We start from the raw sequence: 18787 nt of genomic DNA on the forward strand, positions 1-18787 counted from the left end.
GCCACTCCTTCAATAAAAACGGGCCGCTGGGCGGCCCGATTGGATGGGTTGGGTCACGGCGTTAAAGCAGGCCACCCTCGGTGGCACTCTGCACAGACCCCTGAACGCTGTTCTGAACTTCCGATCTCACGCTCTCGGAGACCGAACTGCCCACTTCCTGACGGGTCTGGGCATTTACCTCGGCCTTCTGGCTGGCTTCCAGGCTGCCCTTGGCGCTTTTGCCCATGTCACCGGCGCGTTCACCCGCGGCCCGGGCCTCGGACCTCGCCTGGCCCTGGGCTTGCTGCCCGGTGGACACGGCGGTCTCTGCGGCTTCGCGGCCCGTGGCGCGCGCCTCCTCACTGACAGACACGGCGGCACTCCGGGCGCTCTCACCGGTGCCTCGAGCCTCGGCCGCCATTTGATCGCCGGCGTCCCGGGCAGACTCCGAATCGCCCTGGGCATTGGCGCTCGCACTCGCGCCTCCGTTGGCGTTGGTGCCGCCGGCCTGGGCGCTCATCCGGGCATCCGCCTCAACGCTGGCGTTGGCGGAACCGCTGGTTTCCGCAGCAACTGCGGAGACGGCCATGAGGGAGCAAATGGCAAGAGTCAACGTACGTTTCATCATCGTTTACCTCCAGAATTTCCGTTGTATTCACCCCGTTAACGGATCAGTTCGGGATTTATTCCCCACCACGGAAAATTTTTTCTGGGGTTCCAGACGAGACGACCTTTTTGGCGTGTTATTAACAAGCCGTAATCGGACAGCGCCGTTCAGTGCTCCACCGGCGGCGTCCAGATCGGCACATCCTCTTTCTTTGGCTCCTCCCAATCCTTCTGCATGGCGCTGTTGAGGGCCTCTTCCAGCTTCATGAACAGTTCACCGTAGCGTGGACTGAAGCCGATGCCCTCCTCGATTTCCTGCCAGGCCTCGAACAGTTCGTCTTCGTGCGCCTCCTCATTTTCGACGAATGCCCAGGTCATCTGTTTGGCCCGAAGCGGGTGCACCCCCATGGCCGTCAGGGCATGGCCGCCGAGCTCCAGCGCCGAGTGATAGGTTTCGCTGACCACGTCGTCGGCACCCGCCACGCGCAGCTGGTAGCTGTGGCCACGGTCGAACGCCCGCGCCAGAACCCAGACACCGGGGTAGAATTTCTTCACGTGCTCGACAATCCGCACCGTCCGGTCCCGGTCGTCGATGGCCACCACCAGCAGCCGCGCCTCCTCGATGCCCGCGGTTTCCAGCAACTCCGGACGGCTGGCGTCGCCGAAGAAGCTCTTGATGTTGATCCGGCGGACGTTCTCGATCTGCTCGATCTCATGGTCCAACACCACAATGGGAATGTTATTGGCCCGCAGCAGCCGGCAGACAATCTGCCCGAACCGGCCAACACCGGCGACGATGACGGGTGCCCGTTCGTCGATCGTGTCTGCCTGTCGCTCATCATTCTTGGAGCGCCGGTACCGGGGCAACACCACACGGTCGTAGACGATAAACAGCACCGGCGTCAGGAACATCGACAGCGCCACCACCAGTGACAGGACCTGTGAAATGTCGACCGGGATAACGGCGTTCTGAACGCTGTAAGTGAGCAGCACGAACCCGAATTCGCCGGCCTGGGCCAGTCCCAGGGTAAACAGCCAGCCGTTGCTGCCGTGAATTCTGAACAGCAACGCCAGCGCCAGCAGGATCAGTGCCTTGACGACGATGACGGCCACCCCCAGGGAGACAATCGTGCCCCATTCCGCCACCAGTACATCGAAGTTGATCCCCGCCCCCACTGTGATGAAAAACAACCCCAGCAGCAGGCCCTTGAACGGTTCGATGTTGGCTTCCAGCTCATGCCGGAATTCGCTGTTGGCGAGCACCACCCCGGCGAGGAAGGCGCCCAATGCCGGGGACAGATTGACCAGGCTCATCAGGGCAGCAATCCCGATAACCAGCATCAGGGCCATGGCGGTAAACACTTCCCGTAGCCCCGACTGCACCACGTACCGGAACATTGGCCGGCTCAGATAAAAGCCGCCCACAATCACCACGGCAATCGCTCCGATCACCACCAGGCCGTGGGCCCAAGCCGGCAAGTGCGCCACCAGGCTCAGTCCGCTGTCGTGGCCGGCCTCGGTTCCGGAGGCTGCCATCAGTTCCGGAAGCGCGAGCAAGGGGATCAGGGCCAGCATCGGGATCACCGCGATGTCCTGGAACAGCAGCACGGAAAACGCACTTCGCCCGCCCTCGGTCTTGGCCAGGCCTTTCTCGTTGAGCGTCTGCAACACGATCGCCGTGGATGACAGCGCGAAGATCAGGCCCACCGTCAGCGCGGTCTGCCACTGCAGGCCCAGCCACCAGGCCACCGCCGTGCCGGCCGCCGCGGTCAGCACCACCTGCAGTCCGCCCAGACCCACCAGCCGGACCCGCATGGCCCAGAGTGCCTTGGGATCGAGCTCCATGCCCACCAGGAACAGCATCATCACCACACCGAACTCGGCGAAATGCTGGATGGTTGTGGCCTCCTGCCCCACCAGACCGGTGATCGGACCGATCACGACACCGGCCACCAGGTACCCGAGAACCGAACCGAGGCCCAACCGCTTCGCCAGCGGAACCGCGATCACGGCCGCCGCCAGGTAGATGAAAGCCTGTATGAAATACGCTGTCATGCCGCGTTCTCCCTGAGTGATGCCGACCAGAGCCGATCCGGGGCGTGATTATGGATAGACCAATGATATCCCGGACTTATAGAGTGTAATGAGGTACAGACTCTGCGAGCATAACCCAACCCACTACGGAAAGGACCCCACGCCATGACCACCCTCTATATTGGCAACAAGAACTATTCCTCCTGGTCGCTGAGAGCCTGGCTGCTGATGCGCGAACTCGGTATCCCCTTCGAGGAACACATGCTGCCGTTCGGCGATCAACCGGCCTGGGCCGCGTTCCGGGCGGAGGGGGGCAGCGGCAAGGTGCCGACTTTGCAGGATGGCGACGTCAGGGTCTGGGACTCCCTCGCGATTGCCGAGCACCTGGCTGATGACTACCCGGAGGTCTGGCCGGCCGATCCGATCGCCCGGGCCTGGGCTCGCAGCACCTGCGCCGAGATGCACTCCGGTTTCCAGGCCCTGCGGGACCTCTGTTCCATGAACATCGGTGTGAGCGTGCGCGTGACCGAGGTGCCGCCGGAACTGGCGCGGGATGTCGAGCGCATCGCCACCGTCTGGCAGGACGGCCTGAAACGGTTCGGAGGTCCCTTCCTGGCGGGCGGGCGCTTCACCGCGGTGGACGCCTTCTTCGCCCCGGTGGTGTTCCGCTTCGAAACCTATGGTCTGGAACGGACCCCGGCCATGGCTGACTACATCCGGCACATGCTGGCCTCACCCGGCATGCAGACGTGGGCCGAGGAGGCCCTGGTGGAACCCTGGATCGACCAGGAGCACGAAGGCGACTGTGAGCGGATCGGTACCGTGGTGGAGGACAGACGAACCGCCGTAACCGCCAGATAAGTCGTCAAACACGCCACAAATCTGCACCGAATTGAGGTTCGAGGGGAATAAACAGCGGTTTCAAGGCAGATTATTCGACAAATGTCAGACAATCGCCTAATTTTTAACCGATGCTCTCTTAGCAAAGGAGGCTAAGACCATGAAACCTGTTATTCCTCTCACTCTAGCAGTCTCCCTATTTGCAGTATCGGGCACGACCCTAGCAGGCAGCGACAGCGGCCTGTACCTCGGCGCTTCCGTCGGCCAGGCTCAATTGGATTTCGACGACGAGCTTCCGGATATCGGTGATGTCGATTTTGACGACGACGATACCGGGTACAAGATATTTGGGGGCTACAACTTTGGCCTGATTCCCCTGGTGGATCTGGCGGTTGAAGGCGCCTATGTCGATTTCGGTAAATTCAAAGGCACCCTAGGCCCCCTCAGTAACGCGGATTTTGAAGTCGACGGCTGGACCGGTGCCGGACTGGCCGGTTTCAAGTTAGGCCCGGTGGGTATCTTTGGCAAAGCCGGTTTTATCAGCTGGGACGGTGACTTCGATGGGGGTAGCGACGACGGTACCGATCCGCTGTATGGCATCGGTGCCCGATTCAACCTGTTTTCCTTCCAGTTGCGGGCCGAATACGAGCGCTACGATCTCGATAACTTCGATATCGACTACTTCTCCGTAGGCGCCGCCTACACTTTCTGACCCCACAACACCGGGCGGTACCCCAGGTACTGGCGGTCCCGGCATTTTTACCCTCATCGCCTTCGCGACCCACCCAAGATACCACCCAACAAACCCCGCAGGATCTGGCGCCCGAGCTGACTGCCCACCGAACGCGCAGCGGACTTGGCCATGGCTTCGACAACGCCCTGCCGACGCCCCTTGCCCCAGAGCATGTCACTCAGCGGATTGCTGTCGGCGTCCACGGGCTGAGGCGATGCACCCTTCGCTTCCGCGGCCTTGACGGCCTCTTCGGCTCGCCGGGTCAGAATTTCATGGGCGGATTCCCGGTTCACCGGCGTGTCGTACCGGCTGCCCACCGGACTGCGGCTACGCACCATGGCCCGCTCCTCGGCGCTGACCGGCCCCATGCGGCAACGGGGTGGGGAAATCCGGGTGCGCTCAACCGGCATGGGGATGCCGTTGTCCTGCAACGTGGACACCAGCGCCTCACCCACACCCAGCTCTGAAATCACTCGGGCGACATCGAGACCGGGGTTCGCGACAAAGGTTTCCGCGGCGGTCTTGACCGCCTTCTGATCCCTCGGTGTGAAGGCTCGGAGGGCATGCTGGAAGCGGTTGCCCAGTTGTCCGAGAACCTCACCGGGCAAATCGTCCGGGAACTGTGAACAAAAATAGATGCCCACCCCCTTGGAGCGGATCAGCCGCACCACCTGCTCGATTCGCTTCAGCAGGATAGGCGGAGCGTCGTCAAACAGCAGGTGGGCCTCATCAAAGAAAAACACCATCCGTGGCTTCTCGGGATCACCCACCTCCGCCAGGTTCTCGAACAGTTCGGACATGAGCCACAGCAGAAAACTCGAGTAAAGACGGGGTTTCAGGATGAGCTGCTCGGCGGCAAACACATTGATGATGCCCCGGCCGCTCAGATCCGTGCCCATGAGGTCGTTCAGATCCAGGGCCGGCTCACCGAACATCAGATCGCCGCCGTCACGCTCCAGTGACAGCAGGGCCCGCTGGATGGCGGCGATCGACTGGGGACTGACCAGGCCGTAGGTCCGGGAGATCTCCTTGCGGGTCTCGGCGACCAGACCCAACAGCGCCCGGAGGTCCTCCAGGTCCAACAGCAAAAGGCCCTGATCGTCGGCGAGCCGGAATGCGACCTCCAGCACACCGGTCTGGGTGTCGTTCAGCTCCAGGACACGGGCCAGCAGGCTCGGCCCCATCTCACTGATGGTCGTGCGCACCGGATGCCCGAGTTTGCCGTACAGGTCCCAGAACACCACGGGGCTGGCCTCGTTGGCGTAGCCCTGCACCCCGATTTCCGAGGCCCGGGCGCGCAGTTTCTCACTGGCTTCCCCGGCCTGGGACAGGCCAGCCACGTCGCCCTTCACGTCCGCGACAAACACCGGCACCCCGAGCCGGGAAAACCCTTCCGCCAGCACCATCATGGTGATGGTCTTGCCGGTGCCAGTGGCGCCAGCAATCAAACCGTGCCGGTTGCCATACCGGCCAAGTAAATGCACCGGGCGTTCACCCTTGCCGATCAGTATCTGGTTCACCGGGAACATCCTCACAGGGCATGCTGCGGTGGCAGCTTTCATCCACGAGTATAGCCCCGGCCGGGACACCGTGGCGGGCGTGGCACTCACTCATAGACGTCGTGCAGAGTCAGGGCTTTGAAATCCGGCGTAACCCCCAAACCGGGCCGGTCGCTCAGGGTCATCCGCCCGGCGGACACCTCGGGCGCGCCGTCCGCCAGCTGCACCGTGTTGTAGTTGTGCAGATCGGTGGTGTTCAACAGGGCACGGGACGGTGTGCTGGCCGCCAGATGGGCATACGCCGCGGTGGCGATGCCGCTGCCCCAGGCGTCCTCAATGGTCATGGCAATACCGGCATCCACGCAGACGTCGCGAATGACGCGGGCCGGTGTCAGGCCGCCAAACTTGCTCACTTTCAGCGCCATGGCATCCATCGCATCGTCCCGAATGGCGCGCTGCACATCGGCGAGGCAGTTCAGGCTCTCATCCAGCTTCACCGGGTGCCGACACCGGCGTCGCACCGACAGGCCTTCCTCGTATCCGCGGCAGGGCTGTTCCAGATAGAGGTCCAGGTCCTCCACCGCCCGGGAGAAGCGCAGGGCCTGGTCTCGGCGCCAGGCGCCGTTCATGTCACCGACCCAGATTTCATCCGGCTGCTTCTTTCTGGCCAGGGTCTGAATCAGCTCGATGTCCTCGTCAACACGGTGGCCAAGCTTGATCTGGATGTGCCGGAAACCCTCCGAACGGTATCGACCCAGGGAGGCTTCCATTTCTGCCGGTTCCGCCAGCGGCACAATCCGGTGCAGGGGCATGGACGGGGTCAGCAAGCCACCCAACAGGGTGTAGACCGGCATCCGCGCGGCTTTGCCCAACAGATCCCAACAGGCCATATCAATGGCCGCCTTGGCCACCGCATGGCCGGTCAGTGCCTGGTCCATGCTTTCGTGGATCCGGGTGAGGTGGCGGGGGTCGCTGCCAATGACACTGGGCGCCAACACCGACAGACACGAGGGCAGCCCCTCGGCAAAGGCTGCCATGTAATTGGGTCCGCAGGGACAGACCTCCCCGTAGCCGGTCTGGCCGGCGTTGGTGGTCAGGACCACCACGGTACTGGTAAACACCCGATGCGAGCGCCCACCCGCAAAGGCGTAGGCCGTGCCGGTGTATGGCAATTCGGCGGTGTAGACCGCAATGCTCTCGATACGCATGCCCTGCCCCCTTCCCTGGCCGTTGCTGCATCTTCTGAGCATAGACCGCCTGCGGCCTCGGCGCCGCTATTTACCGGCGGTTGGGCGGATTGGAATAACCGTCGCCTTTGACCCCCAGACGATCAAGGTAGGCATGAAGCTCGGCTTCGCTCATATCAACGTATTCCAGCACCCGGCCATAGAGCATGGCCGTCGGCACATTACGACCGTTCAGCTCCCGCTGGGTCTCGTGGATGACGTACAGGATCAGCCGTTCGGTGCGGGTGAGGCCGTCGCGAACGTCGGGGATGGTCTCGAGCACGGTCTGCCATTGTTCGGGGGTCATGAGGGGCACCTGACAGGCCTGGGGTTCCGTCTTTCATCGCATCTGTTTCGAAAATTCAGAAACATCGCACAAAAACGGAACATCAAGCGGGAAATTGAACACATGTTCATTTTTATTCCAAGGTTTCTTTGCTACGTTCCAGAGCGGGTTATCAACCCACACCAACACAACAACAATACAGGTTTGAATATTCCATGCTTAAACCACTCCGATCCATCCTCGTGATGTTATTGGCATCCGTTCTGTTCATGCCCCTGACTGCCCACGCCGTGCCCGACACGCTCGACTATGGCCTGTACTGGTTCGACGGCAACAACACGGCGGTCAAAGCCGTCGAAGCAGACGGTACGGTCAACAACGTACCCCTGCGTTTCTACGATCCCTCGAAACCCACCATTGTTCATTTCCACGGTTGGCAGCCAGGCGCGGCCACCCGCGGCGACGGCTACGACCGGGAAGATTTTCGCTTTGTCTGGGGCGATGAAGACGTGATTACCTCCACGTCCTGGAAGAACAAGGGGTGGAACATCGCCTATTTCTACTGGGACCAGTTCGCCGACGAGTCGGAAGTAAAAGACGCCGAAGCCAAGATGTGGACCGCCAATGGGCCACGGGGCATGCGGTATGCCCTGAGCGACGGCTCGTACAGCACACTGCATTCACCGGCCAAATCGGTGGGCCAGATTGCCTTTGAGCAGGTGACCGCGGCACTGGCCGGCAACACCTCGTACTACCTGCGCCTCTCCGGCCACTCGCTGGGCAACCAGCTGGCCACCATCGTCGCCCGCAAGATCAGCGATGCGGTCTACGCCGGCAGCGTGGGCACCAACGTGCTGGTCGACCGCCTGGAGCTGCTGGATCCCTTCTGGTCCCAGGATGGCAAAGGCTACCTGGGTGATGCCAACAACGACGGCGCCAATGACTGGGTGGGCGAGCGCACCAAGTGGTCCATTGAGGAACTGATCCAGCGCCATGACACGCCGGTGACCTGGTACAAATCCTCCGGCATTCAGGACGTCTGGATCGGCGACAAGAACACCGAGCTCGAAGGCATCGTGACCTTTATCCACAACCGCTTCTGGTACCTGGCCTCCGCCGATTACGTCAACAAGCACAATCACGTGGTGCCCTGGTATTTCCGGTCGATGGCCTCGGCGGCTCCGGAGGAAGTCACCATCAACTGGTGGAATAACCGCACGGCCACCGGCGCGGACGCCGCCAGTGCCGCGACGGACGACAGCCGCATTCGGGCCATGATGGGCGACACCTACCATTGGGACCAGGTGGAAGGCCGCTACACCGCGGATCCGGAAGACGACCAGTTTGAAGTGAAGGATTACTGAGGCCGTGACCCTGAACAACCGCGGGCTGATCCCCGCGGTTGTTCGTTGAGTGCAGGTTGGTTGGCGAACCGGTTGCCGAAATCTCTTCCGGTGGTCCACTATAAACAGACACCCCCACAGAGAGTCCTGCTCATGCCAACCATCGGATGGCTATTCGTAATCCTTGCCCTGGCGCTGATTGTCGGGGGGCTGATGATCCTTCGCAATTCCGCCAACAGCATGCACATCTCCGACGAAAAGATGGACAAAATACGCAAACGGAAGGCGGAACTGGAAGCCAGGGAAAAAGCGGAGGACGACTGGAAATAGCAGGCAGTTTTACCCGCGCCAACCTAGCTGGCCTTCCAGTCGTGATACCAGTGCGTGAATTCGTTTGCAGCCAGGGGCGGGCAGATGTGAAACCCCTGGAAGTCCCGGCAGCCAGCTGACTGCAGCGTGGTCAGTATGCCGGCGTTCTCAATCCCCTCGGCCACCACCTGAAAGCCCAGGGTCGACCCCATCGACACAATGCTGTTTACCACGGCCAGCTGAATCGCATCACTGCCGTTCGATTTACTGAATTTCTGGTCCATCTTGAGGGTGTCCGGCGCCAACTCCACCAGGTGGTTGAGGTTGGACTCTTCTTTGCCAAAGTGATCAAGCGCCAGTTTGAAACCCACCGACCGGAGCTTTTTGAGGAGCTTCAGAATGTCCGTGTCGTCGCCCTTGAACAGTTCGCACGCCGAGATCTCAATCTGCAGAGAGCTCGGGGGCAGCCCGTTTTCGGCAGCCGACCGCATCAAACGTCGCACCAACTGAGCCTGCCGGCACTGCATGGGAGAGACATTAATGGACAGCGTAATCGGCGGCATGCCTTCATCACCCCACACCCTCAACTGGTGGCAGGCCTCGTTGATTATCCAGTCTCCGAGCTTTTCCATCAGGCCACATTGTTCGGCGACCGGGAGAAAATCTTTCGGCCCGAAGCTGCTGCCCGGCCAGCGGATAAGCGCCTCGACACCGGTCAGCTGCCCGTTCTGCAGATCGACCACAGGCTGGTAATGGAGTTCGAATTCGCCTCTCGAAAACGCGCCCTTGAAGCGATGCTCGATTCGGCTGATCTGCTGCTCGTGCTGATTGGCCTGCTTCTCACAGAACTGAATCTTCCCGGGGCCCGCCAGCTTGGCCAGATACATGGCCTGGTCGGCGGCACGGGTCAATTGATCGGGGGTTTTGCCATCCTCGGGGTAGATCGCAATGCCAATGCTCGGTGTGGTGTGCAGTACCAGGCCGTCCACCCGGTAAGGTCGGGACAGGACTTTAACCAGATGCCGGGCAACCTTCGCCGCATCGGAAGGAGACGAGAGGTGGGACAGCGCTGCCAGGAATTCATCGCCCCCGATTCGGCCCACGGAATCCTCTTCGCGTACCCCTTCCCTGAGCCTGCAGGCGACTTCCGCAAGCACGGCGTCACCGATCGCATGCCCGTGCTCATCGTTGATCGGCTTGAAGCGATCCATGTCGATGAACAGCACCGCCATGTGCGTGTGCGCCCGCTCGGCGCCAGCAATCAGTCGCTCCGCAAACTCGTAGATCAGCGTGCGGTTGGGGAGATCCGTCAGATCGTCATGCTGCGCCTTCTCAACGGCCAGCCTCCGGGAACGCCCAGAGCTCAATCGCAACTGGACCCGGGCGATCAGCTCCGCGACGGAGAAAGGTTTGACCAGATAATCGTCAGCACCAGAGCTCAGGCCTTTCACCCGCGCGTTCTCATCAGCTTGGGCAGACAGCAGGATAACCGGCAATCGAGTCGTGGTCTCCGATGCCCGAATCGCCTCAACGAGCTCAAATCCGTCCATTTTGGGAAGCATGAGATCACTGATGAGCAGGTCCGGCGGGTCTGTTCGGATCGCCTCCAACGCCTGCTCACCATCCGCCAGGGTTTCGACCTGACAGTAGGGCGAGAGGATATCGTAAAGGTACCGACGCATATCGGCGGTATCGTCGACCACCAGCACGCGGGCGATCGTCGACTCGCCGGTGTGTGCCTGCGATTTTGGCGTGGGCGTGACGTCGATGCCTAACCACTGCATCGCTTCGGCGATGTAGGCCTGCCCGGTCAGGCTTGCGTCATAGGGCAGTGCGCCGGTCACTTGATCGTCGGGCAGATGGGCTTTTCCCCGCGGAACGCTGACGGTAAATCGGGACCCCCGATCCGGCGTGCTATCCGCGGTAATGGTGCCGGTATGCAGGTTCACCAGCTCCCGGACCAGCGCAAGGCCAATCCCGCTGCCCCCGTAGGTTCGGCCGGCAACGTTTGGTGCCCGGTGGAACCGCTCGAAAATTTTCGGCAGCTCGTTCTCGGCAATGCCGATGCCGGTATCCTCCACCGTCAACTCGATATGGTCCGCCTGCCAGACCAACCGAAGCGTCACACGGCCACGAAGTGTGAACTTGAAGGCATTGGACAGCAGATTGAGGACAATCTTCTCCCACATGCCGATATCCACGTACGCCGGTTCCGGCGCGTCCGGGCAGTCAATGTCAAACTCGACGCCGGCCATCTCGAACGCGGATTCGAACATGCTCGCGATCTCGCGGGTAACTTTGGGAAGGTCGACGGGGGCGTAGCTGGGCTGGGCCCGGCCAGCTTCGATCTGGGCAAAGTCGAGTAACGAATTCACCAGCTTCATCAACCGCAGGGCATTCCGGTGCACAATTTCAAGGCGACGACGATCCCCCTTGTTCAGACTGCGCCCCCGGGCTTTGAGCGTTTCCGACACGGGCCCGAGCAGTAACGTGAGGGGCGTGCGCAATTCGTGGCTGATGTGCGTGAAGAAGGTCGTTTTTACGCGATCCAGCTCCTCCAGCGCCTCGGTCTGCAGACGCACACGCTCGTAGGAAAGCGCGTGGGACAATTCTTTTTCAACGGTGTAGCGCAGCATGTCGAAGAAATTCCGGTACGCCGTGTCCAATCGTCGGCGGGCGCTGACCCCGGCAATCAGAACCGCGTTCGGGAAATCGCCCTCGGCCACCGTGATCGGCATCAGAATGGCCTCCCGAACCGGCTCATCGTAGGGCGAGCCAACAATTACTGCACGCGTGTGCAGGTCGGTTAATTCCAGGCTGTCGCCTGAAACCAGAACCTCATCGACGGGCCAGATTGAAAGGTTGTTGCGAAGATCGATGGCCGGCACCCGCGCGTCGCTGCTGTCGGCGTCCAAACCGGTTTCAGCCCGCAGGTAGGCCTCACGACCGGAGGGGTCGATGAGGTAAAACAGGGCAAACGGCACTTCAAGCTTGTGACGTGTCAGCGCATGGATGGTCTTGTTGATCGCGCTTTCCAGGGTGGTGGCGTCGAAAAACAGATCCGTAACCGATTGCACCACCCGCAAACGCCGTTCACCCAGAACCTGCTGGGTCAGCTCCGTCACGGGATGAAAAACACCGGCCACGGTGCCATCGTCGTCGAAAATCGGGCTGAAATTCGAGGTGAAGAAAGCTTCTTCCAGGTAGCCGACCCGATCCAGAAACACGCGCCGGTTGACGAGGCGCGAAGGCTTGCCGCTGGTGGCCATTTCAAACGCGTCGTCCACGAGGTGCCAGATTGAGCCCCACATCTCGCGGAAGTCCTGTCCCATGGACTCCGGATGCTTGTCGCCGCAGAAGGCCCGGTAACTGTCGTTATAAATCTGAACGCGGTGAGGCCCCCAGACCACGTTGATCGGGAAGCTGGTATTGAGGCAAAGATTCGTCACCGACCGCATAATGTGCGGCCAGTTTTCTCGGGGGCCGAGCGGGGTCCTGGACCAATCCATGGACCGCACCAGCTCACCCATCTCGCCGCCGCCCAGTAGCCATTCACCGCCGGGCGGTTGCAAGCGGTCAGCAGAGTCGTTTTCCATAAAACCTACAGGCGCAGCCTATTCCCTGAGCGTAACACCTGATCTGACAGCCGCATTCCACGCGCTAGACAGGACCTTCTTAAGGTATAGCATAGGAAAGGACCACCCCCTCCCCAATCTTCAGCAACTCGCCACGCCCTAAAAGGGTCCCCAGGGCGGGTTTGTCGGGAGATTGCACGCAGAATCAGACTGTTAGAAATCTGTACACATTTTTCTACATGAAATTCATTCAGTTTGGACGACCCTGGACGATAGGATTAAATATTGATCAATGACTAGAACAACAATTAGACTCCACGACCGAAAAGATGGTTGGTTGATCGTGATCCTATCGAGAACGTTGCGCTTCAGTTTAGCGGTGATGTGTTTACTGGCCTGGAACGCCGTTCAGGCGGAAACGCAGCCCATTGTCGTGGCCGGGGCCGCCCCCATCCAGAGCCATTTCGAGTACTGGGAGGACCCCGAGGGTCAGGCCGATCTCGAGCAGGTCGTCGGTTTGCCCGATACCCGATGGCAGGCCATGCCCTCCGGCAGCGCCACCTTTGGCATGACGCCCTCCACCTACTGGCTCCGGTTTGCCGTCACCAACCAGACGCCGGACGCGCTGAACCTGATTGCCGAGCTCGCATACTCGCAACTGGACGACGTGATCTTTCACGTCTTCTCGGGTACCGAAAAGGTCCAGGAATTCAGAACCGGCGACACCCGCCCGTTTTATCCCAGGGACGTTGAACACCCCAACATGTTGCTGCGGTTCACGCTGGCGCCGGAGCAGACCAAGACCCTGTATGTCCGGGCCGAAACCGCAGGCCCGATGATTCTGCCGCTGCGGATCTGGCGAGAAAACCAGTTCTTTGGCGCCGCCTCCAACGAACAGAAGCTGCATTTCTTCTATTACGGCTGCCTCACCGTCATCATCCTGATCAACCTCGCGGTGTTCCTGACCCTGCGGGAGCGCCTGTACCTGTATTACGCGCTGGCCATTTCCGGCTACCTGCTGTTCTTTGCGTCCAGCAAGGGCTACAGCTTCCAGCTGCTGTATCCCGACGTCCCGTGGCTGCATGCCCGGGCCTTATTGGCCTCGATGCCAATCCTGGCCCTGTTCTCGGTGCTGTTCTGCCGCACCTTCCTGAAGGTCCAGTCCCACAGCCCCCGCCTTGATCTGGCCATGCGGGCGATGATCTGCTTCGAAATCGTCAACTTCGCCTGTGCCATGGTGCTGGACTACAACAGCGCCATGAAGCTCTCTGCCATCTCGGCGCTGGTCTTCTTCTCGCTGCTGTTCGTGGCCGGTCCCATTACCTGGGCTGCGGGCGTTCGGGCCGGCGCCTTCTTTACCCTCGCCTGGACCCCGCTGACCGTGGGCGTGCTGGCCACCGCCGGCCGGGCGCTGGGGTTTTTCCCGGTCAACTTCATGACCGAGTACGCCATGCAGATCGGGTCCGGCCTCGAGGCCTTCATTCTGACCCTGGCGCTGGCGGATCGCCTGTACCGTGAACGGGAAGAGAAGATCAAAGCCCAGGCGGACAGCCTGCGAAAAGAGATTGCCCGCAACGAAGCCCGGAACAAACTGAACGAGGCCATGACCCATGACCCGGTTACCGGCCTGCCGAACCGGAACCGGTTCGAATGGATGGTGAACCAGCAGCTGGAGCAGGACCCGGGCGGCCGGTACATGGTGGGCGTGGCGCGGATTACCCGGCTCGATGAGATCAACCGCACCCTGGGCCTGAGCCGCAGTGAGCGCTTGCTCCGGCGTCTGGCCCGGCAAATGACCAAACTGGCCGTGCAGCTACCGGTGGTCCATCGCATCCAGGACGACCAGGGCCGGGATGAATGCGTGTACCAGCTGTCTGGCGACTGCTTCGGGATACTGGTCAACGTCGGCAAGGCGACGGACAACTTTGACGGGCTCAATAAGGCGCTGGGGCTGCTGTCCGAGCCGATTCTGCAGGATAACCTGGCCATCGAGCTGCATCCGAAGTTCGGCGCCGCCAGTTTCCCGTCCCAGGGTGACAATGCCGCCCAGCTCATACGCAACGCGCACGTCGGCATGGAAATCGCGCCGCGGGGGCCCTTTGCCACCGGCCTGTATTCCCAGGCGTTCGACATCTACAGCGAAAGCCGGCTGACGCTGATGTCGGATCTCCGGGAGGCCCTCCAGCGCAACCAGACCGAGCTCTACTACCAGCCCAAGGTGTGCCTGAACAGCGGCGACATCGTGGGCCTGGAAGCCCTGATTCGCTGGCACCACCCCGAGCGGGGCTGGGTCTGCCCGTCGGATTTCGTGCCACTCGCCGAGGAAACCGGCGTTATTCGACAGTTGACCCACTGGGCGATCGGCCGAAGCATCCGGGACCTGGCGGCGTTGCTCACGGAGCACCCCAGGCTGTCCCTGTCGATCAACATCTCGACCCGGGACCTGGCATCAAGGGAGCTCGGCGAACGGCTCGACGCCGTCCTGGCGGAGCACGGTGTTGACGCCAAGCGCCTCACCCTGGAGCTCACCGAGACCGCGGCCATGGAAGACCCGGAAAAGGGCCTGCGGGCATTGCAGGCGCTGGCCGATACCGGGCTCCAGGTTTCCATCGACGATTTTGGCAGTGGCTATTCGTCCCTGTCCTACCTGAAACAGTTGCCCGCCTCCGAGATCAAGCTGGACCGCTCGCTGATCACCGACGTGTGCGGGAGCGACAGTTCCCAAGTGATTGTGGAGACGGCCATCAACATGGTGCACGGGCTGGGTTACAAGGTGGTCGCCGAAGGCGTCGAGAACGAGGAAACCGCGCGCATCCTGCAAGCCATGGGGTGCGACAAGCTGCAGGGTTTCTGGCTGTGCCACCCCTTACCTCTGAAGGACCTGAAAGTCTGGCTGGCGGAGCACCAGAATGTCCCGGCCCGGGCCAGGCCCACGGTCCGGCTGCTGACCAACTGATCCGGCAAGACCACCTCGGCGGGAGAAGCGCGAGCCGCAGCCGGGCAGCCTGCTTCAGGGCCAGGTTTTTGCTCTGGCACAGGAGGTGCGAAGCCGGACACCTGGAGCGTCCCGAGAACCTGCCGATGTCGTAGACACAGCCCACCCCCCCGTTTATTCTTTAACCGGGCTTCCAGCAGTGACCACCATGAATCATCAACCGTCCCTCATCCTCCGCGCCATTCTCGTGCCCCTGCTATGTTTGCTGTCCGCAGCCGTGTCTGCCAACACGCCCATCACGGTGAGTGAGGAAGAGCGGGGAATTCAGAAGACCGGCCATGCCCGGGTTCTGCATGATCCCCAGGGCGATCTGGATCTCAGCCAGGTACGGTCTGCCCTGGCGGCGGGTAAATTCGAGCCTCTGGCGAGTGCCGGCTCCACCGGCCTGAAACCCGGGGCCTACTGGAGCCATTTCGAGTTACGCAATCCGTCGGCGCAGCCACTGACGCTGCACCTGGAATACGTCGACCACCAGCTCATCCAGCTGGACGCATTCACCCGGCCCCGGGACACCGGCGACTTCACCAGGGTAGCCAGCCTCTCCATGGAACGGCCGTTTTCCCACCGCCTCGTTGAGCACAACCGCTTTATCGTGCCCCTGACCATCGCCGGCAATGAGACCCGGGAGGTGCTGGTTCGCTATGGTTCCAAGGAGAGCGGCTATGCCTTCCCCAGCATGCGCATCTGGTCACCCAAACAGCTTGAAGCCCAGCAGTTGCGGGAAACCACCCTGATCGGCTTCCTGTTTGGCGGCTTTCTCCTGATGGCGATGTTCGCCTTGATCGCCGGCGTGGTCAGCCGCAAGCGCCTGTTTTTCGTTTACTCGGCCTACGCGCTGTCCAAAATCACCTGCTGGGCCACGATTCTCGGTTACACCCACCAGTTTTTCCTCCGCGATCAGTTTCACTGGAGCCTGATGTCAATCAGCGGTGCCCTGACCATCCTGCTGGGGCTGGCCTTCGCCCGGATGTTCCTGCAAACCCGCCAGCACGTCCGCCGCCTCGATTACGTCATCCTGTTCATGATTGCCAACGCCGGCCTGCTCCTGGTCGCCGGAGCCTTCCAGATCAAGATCATCGCCCTGATTACCATTACCCTGGCGCTCCTGCTGTACCCGATGGTGATCGTGGCCGGAGTGATCCGGTGGCGGCAGGGCCTGACCGAAGCCGGTATCTTTTCCCTGGCCTGGAGTTTCCTGGTCATGGGGCTGTTCATGCAGGCATTCCGTGACCTCGGCGTGGTGGAGCATACCCTGTTCAACTATTACTGGCCGCCGGTGGCGTCGTTCTCGGAAATGCTCACCATCATGTTTGCCATGGGCTTCCAGATGCGCCGGGTGTATCAGGACAAGAAAAGCACCGAGCGCCAATACCGGGAACACCTCGAGCTTTCAAAGTCCCGACTGGAGGCCGAGGTGCGGGTTCGTACCCGGGAACTGGAACAGGCCAAGCGGATCGCCGAACTGGAAGCCCGCACCGACGCCCTGACCGGAATCCTGAACCGCCGGAGCTTCCTGCACGATGCCTCGCTCCGACTCAAACTGGCGCAGCGCAAGCACAAGCCCTGCTGCCTGTTCATGATTGATCTCGACCATTTCAAGCGTATCAACGACACCTGCGGCCACAGCACCGGCGATGCCGTGCTGTGCCGGTTCGCCGACACCATCAGCCAGAGTATTCGGGTCACCGACGTGTTTGGTCGGCTGGGTGGCGAGGAGTTCGCCCTGCTTGTGGAGGAACCGAAGGCTTCTGCCCTGGCGCTGGCGGAACGCCTGCGTAACGACATCGCCGGCATCGAGATCCATGCGGGTGACGAGCGCCTGGTCCTCACCGCCAGCATCGGCCTGGCTTTCACTGAGGGTCAGGCAACCATCGAGGGCTTGCTGAAGCTGGCGGACGAGGCGATGTATCGGGCCAAGACGGACGGCCGGAACCGGGTGGTTGGCGCGCCGTCGCCGAGCATCACCGAGTAGGTGGGTTTTAGCCGCAACGGCGCTCAAGGTTACGCATCAATTGATGATTGTTTGCGTTAACGTCGATAAATCTATGAACTCAGTGAAAAAACAGAGCAGTCAGATAAATGAAAACCGTCTTGATCACGTACCAAAAGATGAGCACGAAGACCAGGCTGATAAAAGTGAACTTGTCCTCCAGGGACAGCCAGAGCAAAAAAGCGACTAAAACACTGCCCCCGACTGCAACCATGTAAGCCAACACAACCGTTTTTTCTTTCATGACTGGAGCATCCATTCCGTTTATGTTCCAGCATAGTTCTTCGCGTGCCCCTTGGCGAAGCCACTGAGAAACCTCTGTTTTTCCACCCAACCCCTTATTCAGTGCGTCAGCCTGCTTTACAGGTTCCGACGCTGTGCCGGGACCCTCTCCACCCAAAATCTCCTTAACCACATGATATTGATAGCTTATTCCATCCCCGGCTGAGCATTTGCTTGGACAGCGGTGCGGTGGCCGGACAGCCACCGTAACTATCTAAAAAGGAAAGATTTTCTAGGGAGCTTTTATGCACAGGATGACTGCACTGCTGGCCGGGACCGTTCTGGCCGCGTCCAACGTGGTTAACGCCGCGCCGATCAATTTCACCGGTGAGATCGATTACCACAACGATGTGATCTACACCTACTTCACGCTCGATTCGGACGCCAACGATGTGCGCGTGTGGACCGATTCCTTCCAGTCCGGCACCAACTTCGACCCCATCACCGCGCTGTGGCGGGCGGATGGCACGCTGATTGACGAGAACGACGACAACGACACGATCAACCCCGGCACCCAGACCTACTACGACTCCGGCTTCTCGCTGGCCAGCCTGAGCGCGGGAGACTACATCTTTACCGTGGCCACCTATAACAACTTTGCCAACGGTAGCGCTCTGAGCGACGGTTTCAGCTTCGATGGCCAGGCTCCGATTGCGCTGGAATCCTGGAACCAGCCGGCCAACGACATTGACATGGGGCCCTTTTGGAGTGTCTGGCTGGACGGTGTCTCCAGCGCCAGCAACCCCGATGATCCGGGCGATCCCTCCAACCCGGTGCCCGAACCGGGCACGCTGGCGCTCATGGGTCTTGGGATCCTGGGCCTGGGTGTGAGAAAAGCGCGCAAAGTGTGAACCAGTTCCCCCGGGGCGTTCCCGGGGGCTTCCAGGTCCGATCCGAAAAACCGGCACCGTCCCACGGTGCTCAAACGGTTGTGTATCAGCAAGTTAACACTGACCGCCTTCCAAGCTTTGCAGTCTTAAAACCGCCTATTTAGAACCAATAAGTATGAGGGTAGATCAGAAGCTACCAAATCAACTAAGGCACGTTGGCAATCCCTGCTATGTTTTTTGCGGGTATTGATGTTGGGAGT

Annotated in this window: 14 protein-coding genes; 7 read left to right on the forward strand and 7 right to left on the reverse strand. The window is 60.9% G+C overall.

The genetic code is table 11. The features are described 5' to 3' along the window. Positions 1-61 precede the first annotated feature (61 nt). Positions 62-607, reverse strand: a complete 546-nt coding sequence (locus KXD86_RS10900) for a hypothetical protein (RefSeq protein ID WP_218636046.1) — start codon at positions 605-607, stop codon at positions 62-64. A 146-nt stretch (positions 608-753) separates the two neighbouring features. Further along, the gene (locus KXD86_RS10905) at positions 754-2640 is read right to left on the reverse strand and encodes a monovalent cation:proton antiporter-2 (CPA2) family protein (RefSeq protein WP_218636047.1); all 1887 of its coding nucleotides are present in this window, start codon (positions 2638-2640) and stop codon (positions 754-756) included. 144 nt (positions 2641-2784) lie between these two features. Between KXD86_RS10905 and KXD86_RS10910 the strand changes: the two genes are divergently transcribed. Continuing rightward, positions 2785-3480 carry a glutathione S-transferase family protein gene (locus tag KXD86_RS10910; RefSeq protein ID WP_218636048.1) on the forward strand — a complete coding sequence of 232 codons (696 nt, stop codon included), beginning with the start codon at positions 2785-2787 and terminating at the stop codon, positions 3478-3480. A 139-nt stretch (positions 3481-3619) separates the two neighbouring features. Further along, positions 3620-4171 carry an outer membrane beta-barrel protein gene (locus KXD86_RS10915; protein ID WP_218636049.1) on the forward strand — a complete coding sequence of 184 codons (552 nt, stop codon included), beginning with the start codon at positions 3620-3622 and terminating at the stop codon, positions 4169-4171. Between the two features lie 53 nt (positions 4172-4224). On the opposite strand, the gene KXD86_RS10920 is transcribed toward KXD86_RS10915, so the two are convergent. The 3 genes from KXD86_RS10920 to KXD86_RS10930 all read right to left on the reverse strand — a co-directional run bounded on the left by KXD86_RS10920 (position 4225) and on the right by KXD86_RS10930 (position 7224). Continuing rightward, a complete protein-coding gene (locus KXD86_RS10920) occupies positions 4225-5721 on the reverse strand; it encodes a helicase HerA-like domain-containing protein (protein WP_228739545.1) in 1497 nt (498 codons plus the stop codon). Positions 5722-5798: 77 nt separating this feature from the next. Continuing rightward, positions 5799-6899, reverse strand: a complete 1101-nt coding sequence (locus tag KXD86_RS10925; RefSeq protein WP_218636051.1) for a mandelate racemase/muconate lactonizing enzyme family protein — start codon at positions 6897-6899, stop codon at positions 5799-5801. 70 nt (positions 6900-6969) lie between these two features. Continuing rightward, positions 6970-7224 (reverse strand): hypothetical protein, encoded by a 255-nt coding sequence (locus KXD86_RS10930; protein WP_218636052.1) that lies wholly within the window; start codon positions 7222-7224, stop codon positions 6970-6972. 194 nt (positions 7225-7418) lie between these two features. On the opposite strand from KXD86_RS10930, the gene KXD86_RS10935 reads away from it, so the two are divergent. Together KXD86_RS10935 and KXD86_RS10940 are read left to right on the forward strand one after the other, a co-directional pair. Beyond that, a complete protein-coding gene (locus tag KXD86_RS10935) occupies positions 7419-8567 on the forward strand; it encodes a hypothetical protein (RefSeq protein ID WP_218636053.1) in 1149 nt (382 codons plus the stop codon). A gap of 132 nt (positions 8568-8699) precedes the next feature. After that, positions 8700-8876, forward strand: a complete 177-nt coding sequence (locus KXD86_RS10940; RefSeq protein WP_218636054.1) for a DUF2897 family protein — start codon at positions 8700-8702, stop codon at positions 8874-8876. Positions 8877-8899: 23 nt separating this feature from the next. Here KXD86_RS10940 and KXD86_RS10945 read toward each other — a convergent pair whose 3' ends face one another. After that, the gene (locus KXD86_RS10945; RefSeq protein WP_218636055.1) at positions 8900-12451 is read right to left on the reverse strand and encodes an EAL domain-containing protein; all 3552 of its coding nucleotides are present in this window, start codon (positions 12449-12451) and stop codon (positions 8900-8902) included. Between the two features lie 361 nt (positions 12452-12812). Between KXD86_RS10945 and KXD86_RS10950 the strand changes: the two genes are divergently transcribed. Further along, positions 12813-15386: an EAL domain-containing protein gene (locus KXD86_RS10950; protein ID WP_218636056.1), complete on the forward strand. Its 2574-nt coding sequence runs from the start codon at positions 12813-12815 to the stop codon at positions 15384-15386. A 187-nt stretch (positions 15387-15573) separates the two neighbouring features. Next, positions 15574-17397, forward strand: a complete 1824-nt coding sequence (locus KXD86_RS10955) for a diguanylate cyclase (protein WP_218636057.1) — start codon at positions 15574-15576, stop codon at positions 17395-17397. A 79-nt stretch (positions 17398-17476) separates the two neighbouring features. On the opposite strand, the gene KXD86_RS10960 is transcribed toward KXD86_RS10955, so the two are convergent. Continuing rightward, complete coding sequence (locus tag KXD86_RS10960; protein WP_218636058.1) at positions 17477-17830, reverse strand: hypothetical protein; 354 nt, start codon at positions 17828-17830, stop codon at positions 17477-17479. 112 nt (positions 17831-17942) lie between these two features. Between KXD86_RS10960 and KXD86_RS10965 the strand changes: the two genes are divergently transcribed. Beyond that, positions 17943-18548 carry a DVUA0089 family protein gene (locus tag KXD86_RS10965; RefSeq protein WP_228739368.1) on the forward strand — a complete coding sequence of 202 codons (606 nt, stop codon included), beginning with the start codon at positions 17943-17945 and terminating at the stop codon, positions 18546-18548. Positions 18549-18787: the final 239 nt, after the last annotated feature.

It is taken from the genome of Marinobacter arenosus (assembly GCF_019264345.1).
In the GTDB taxonomy this organism is placed as follows: Bacteria; Pseudomonadota; Gammaproteobacteria; order Pseudomonadales; family Oleiphilaceae; genus Marinobacter; species Marinobacter arenosus.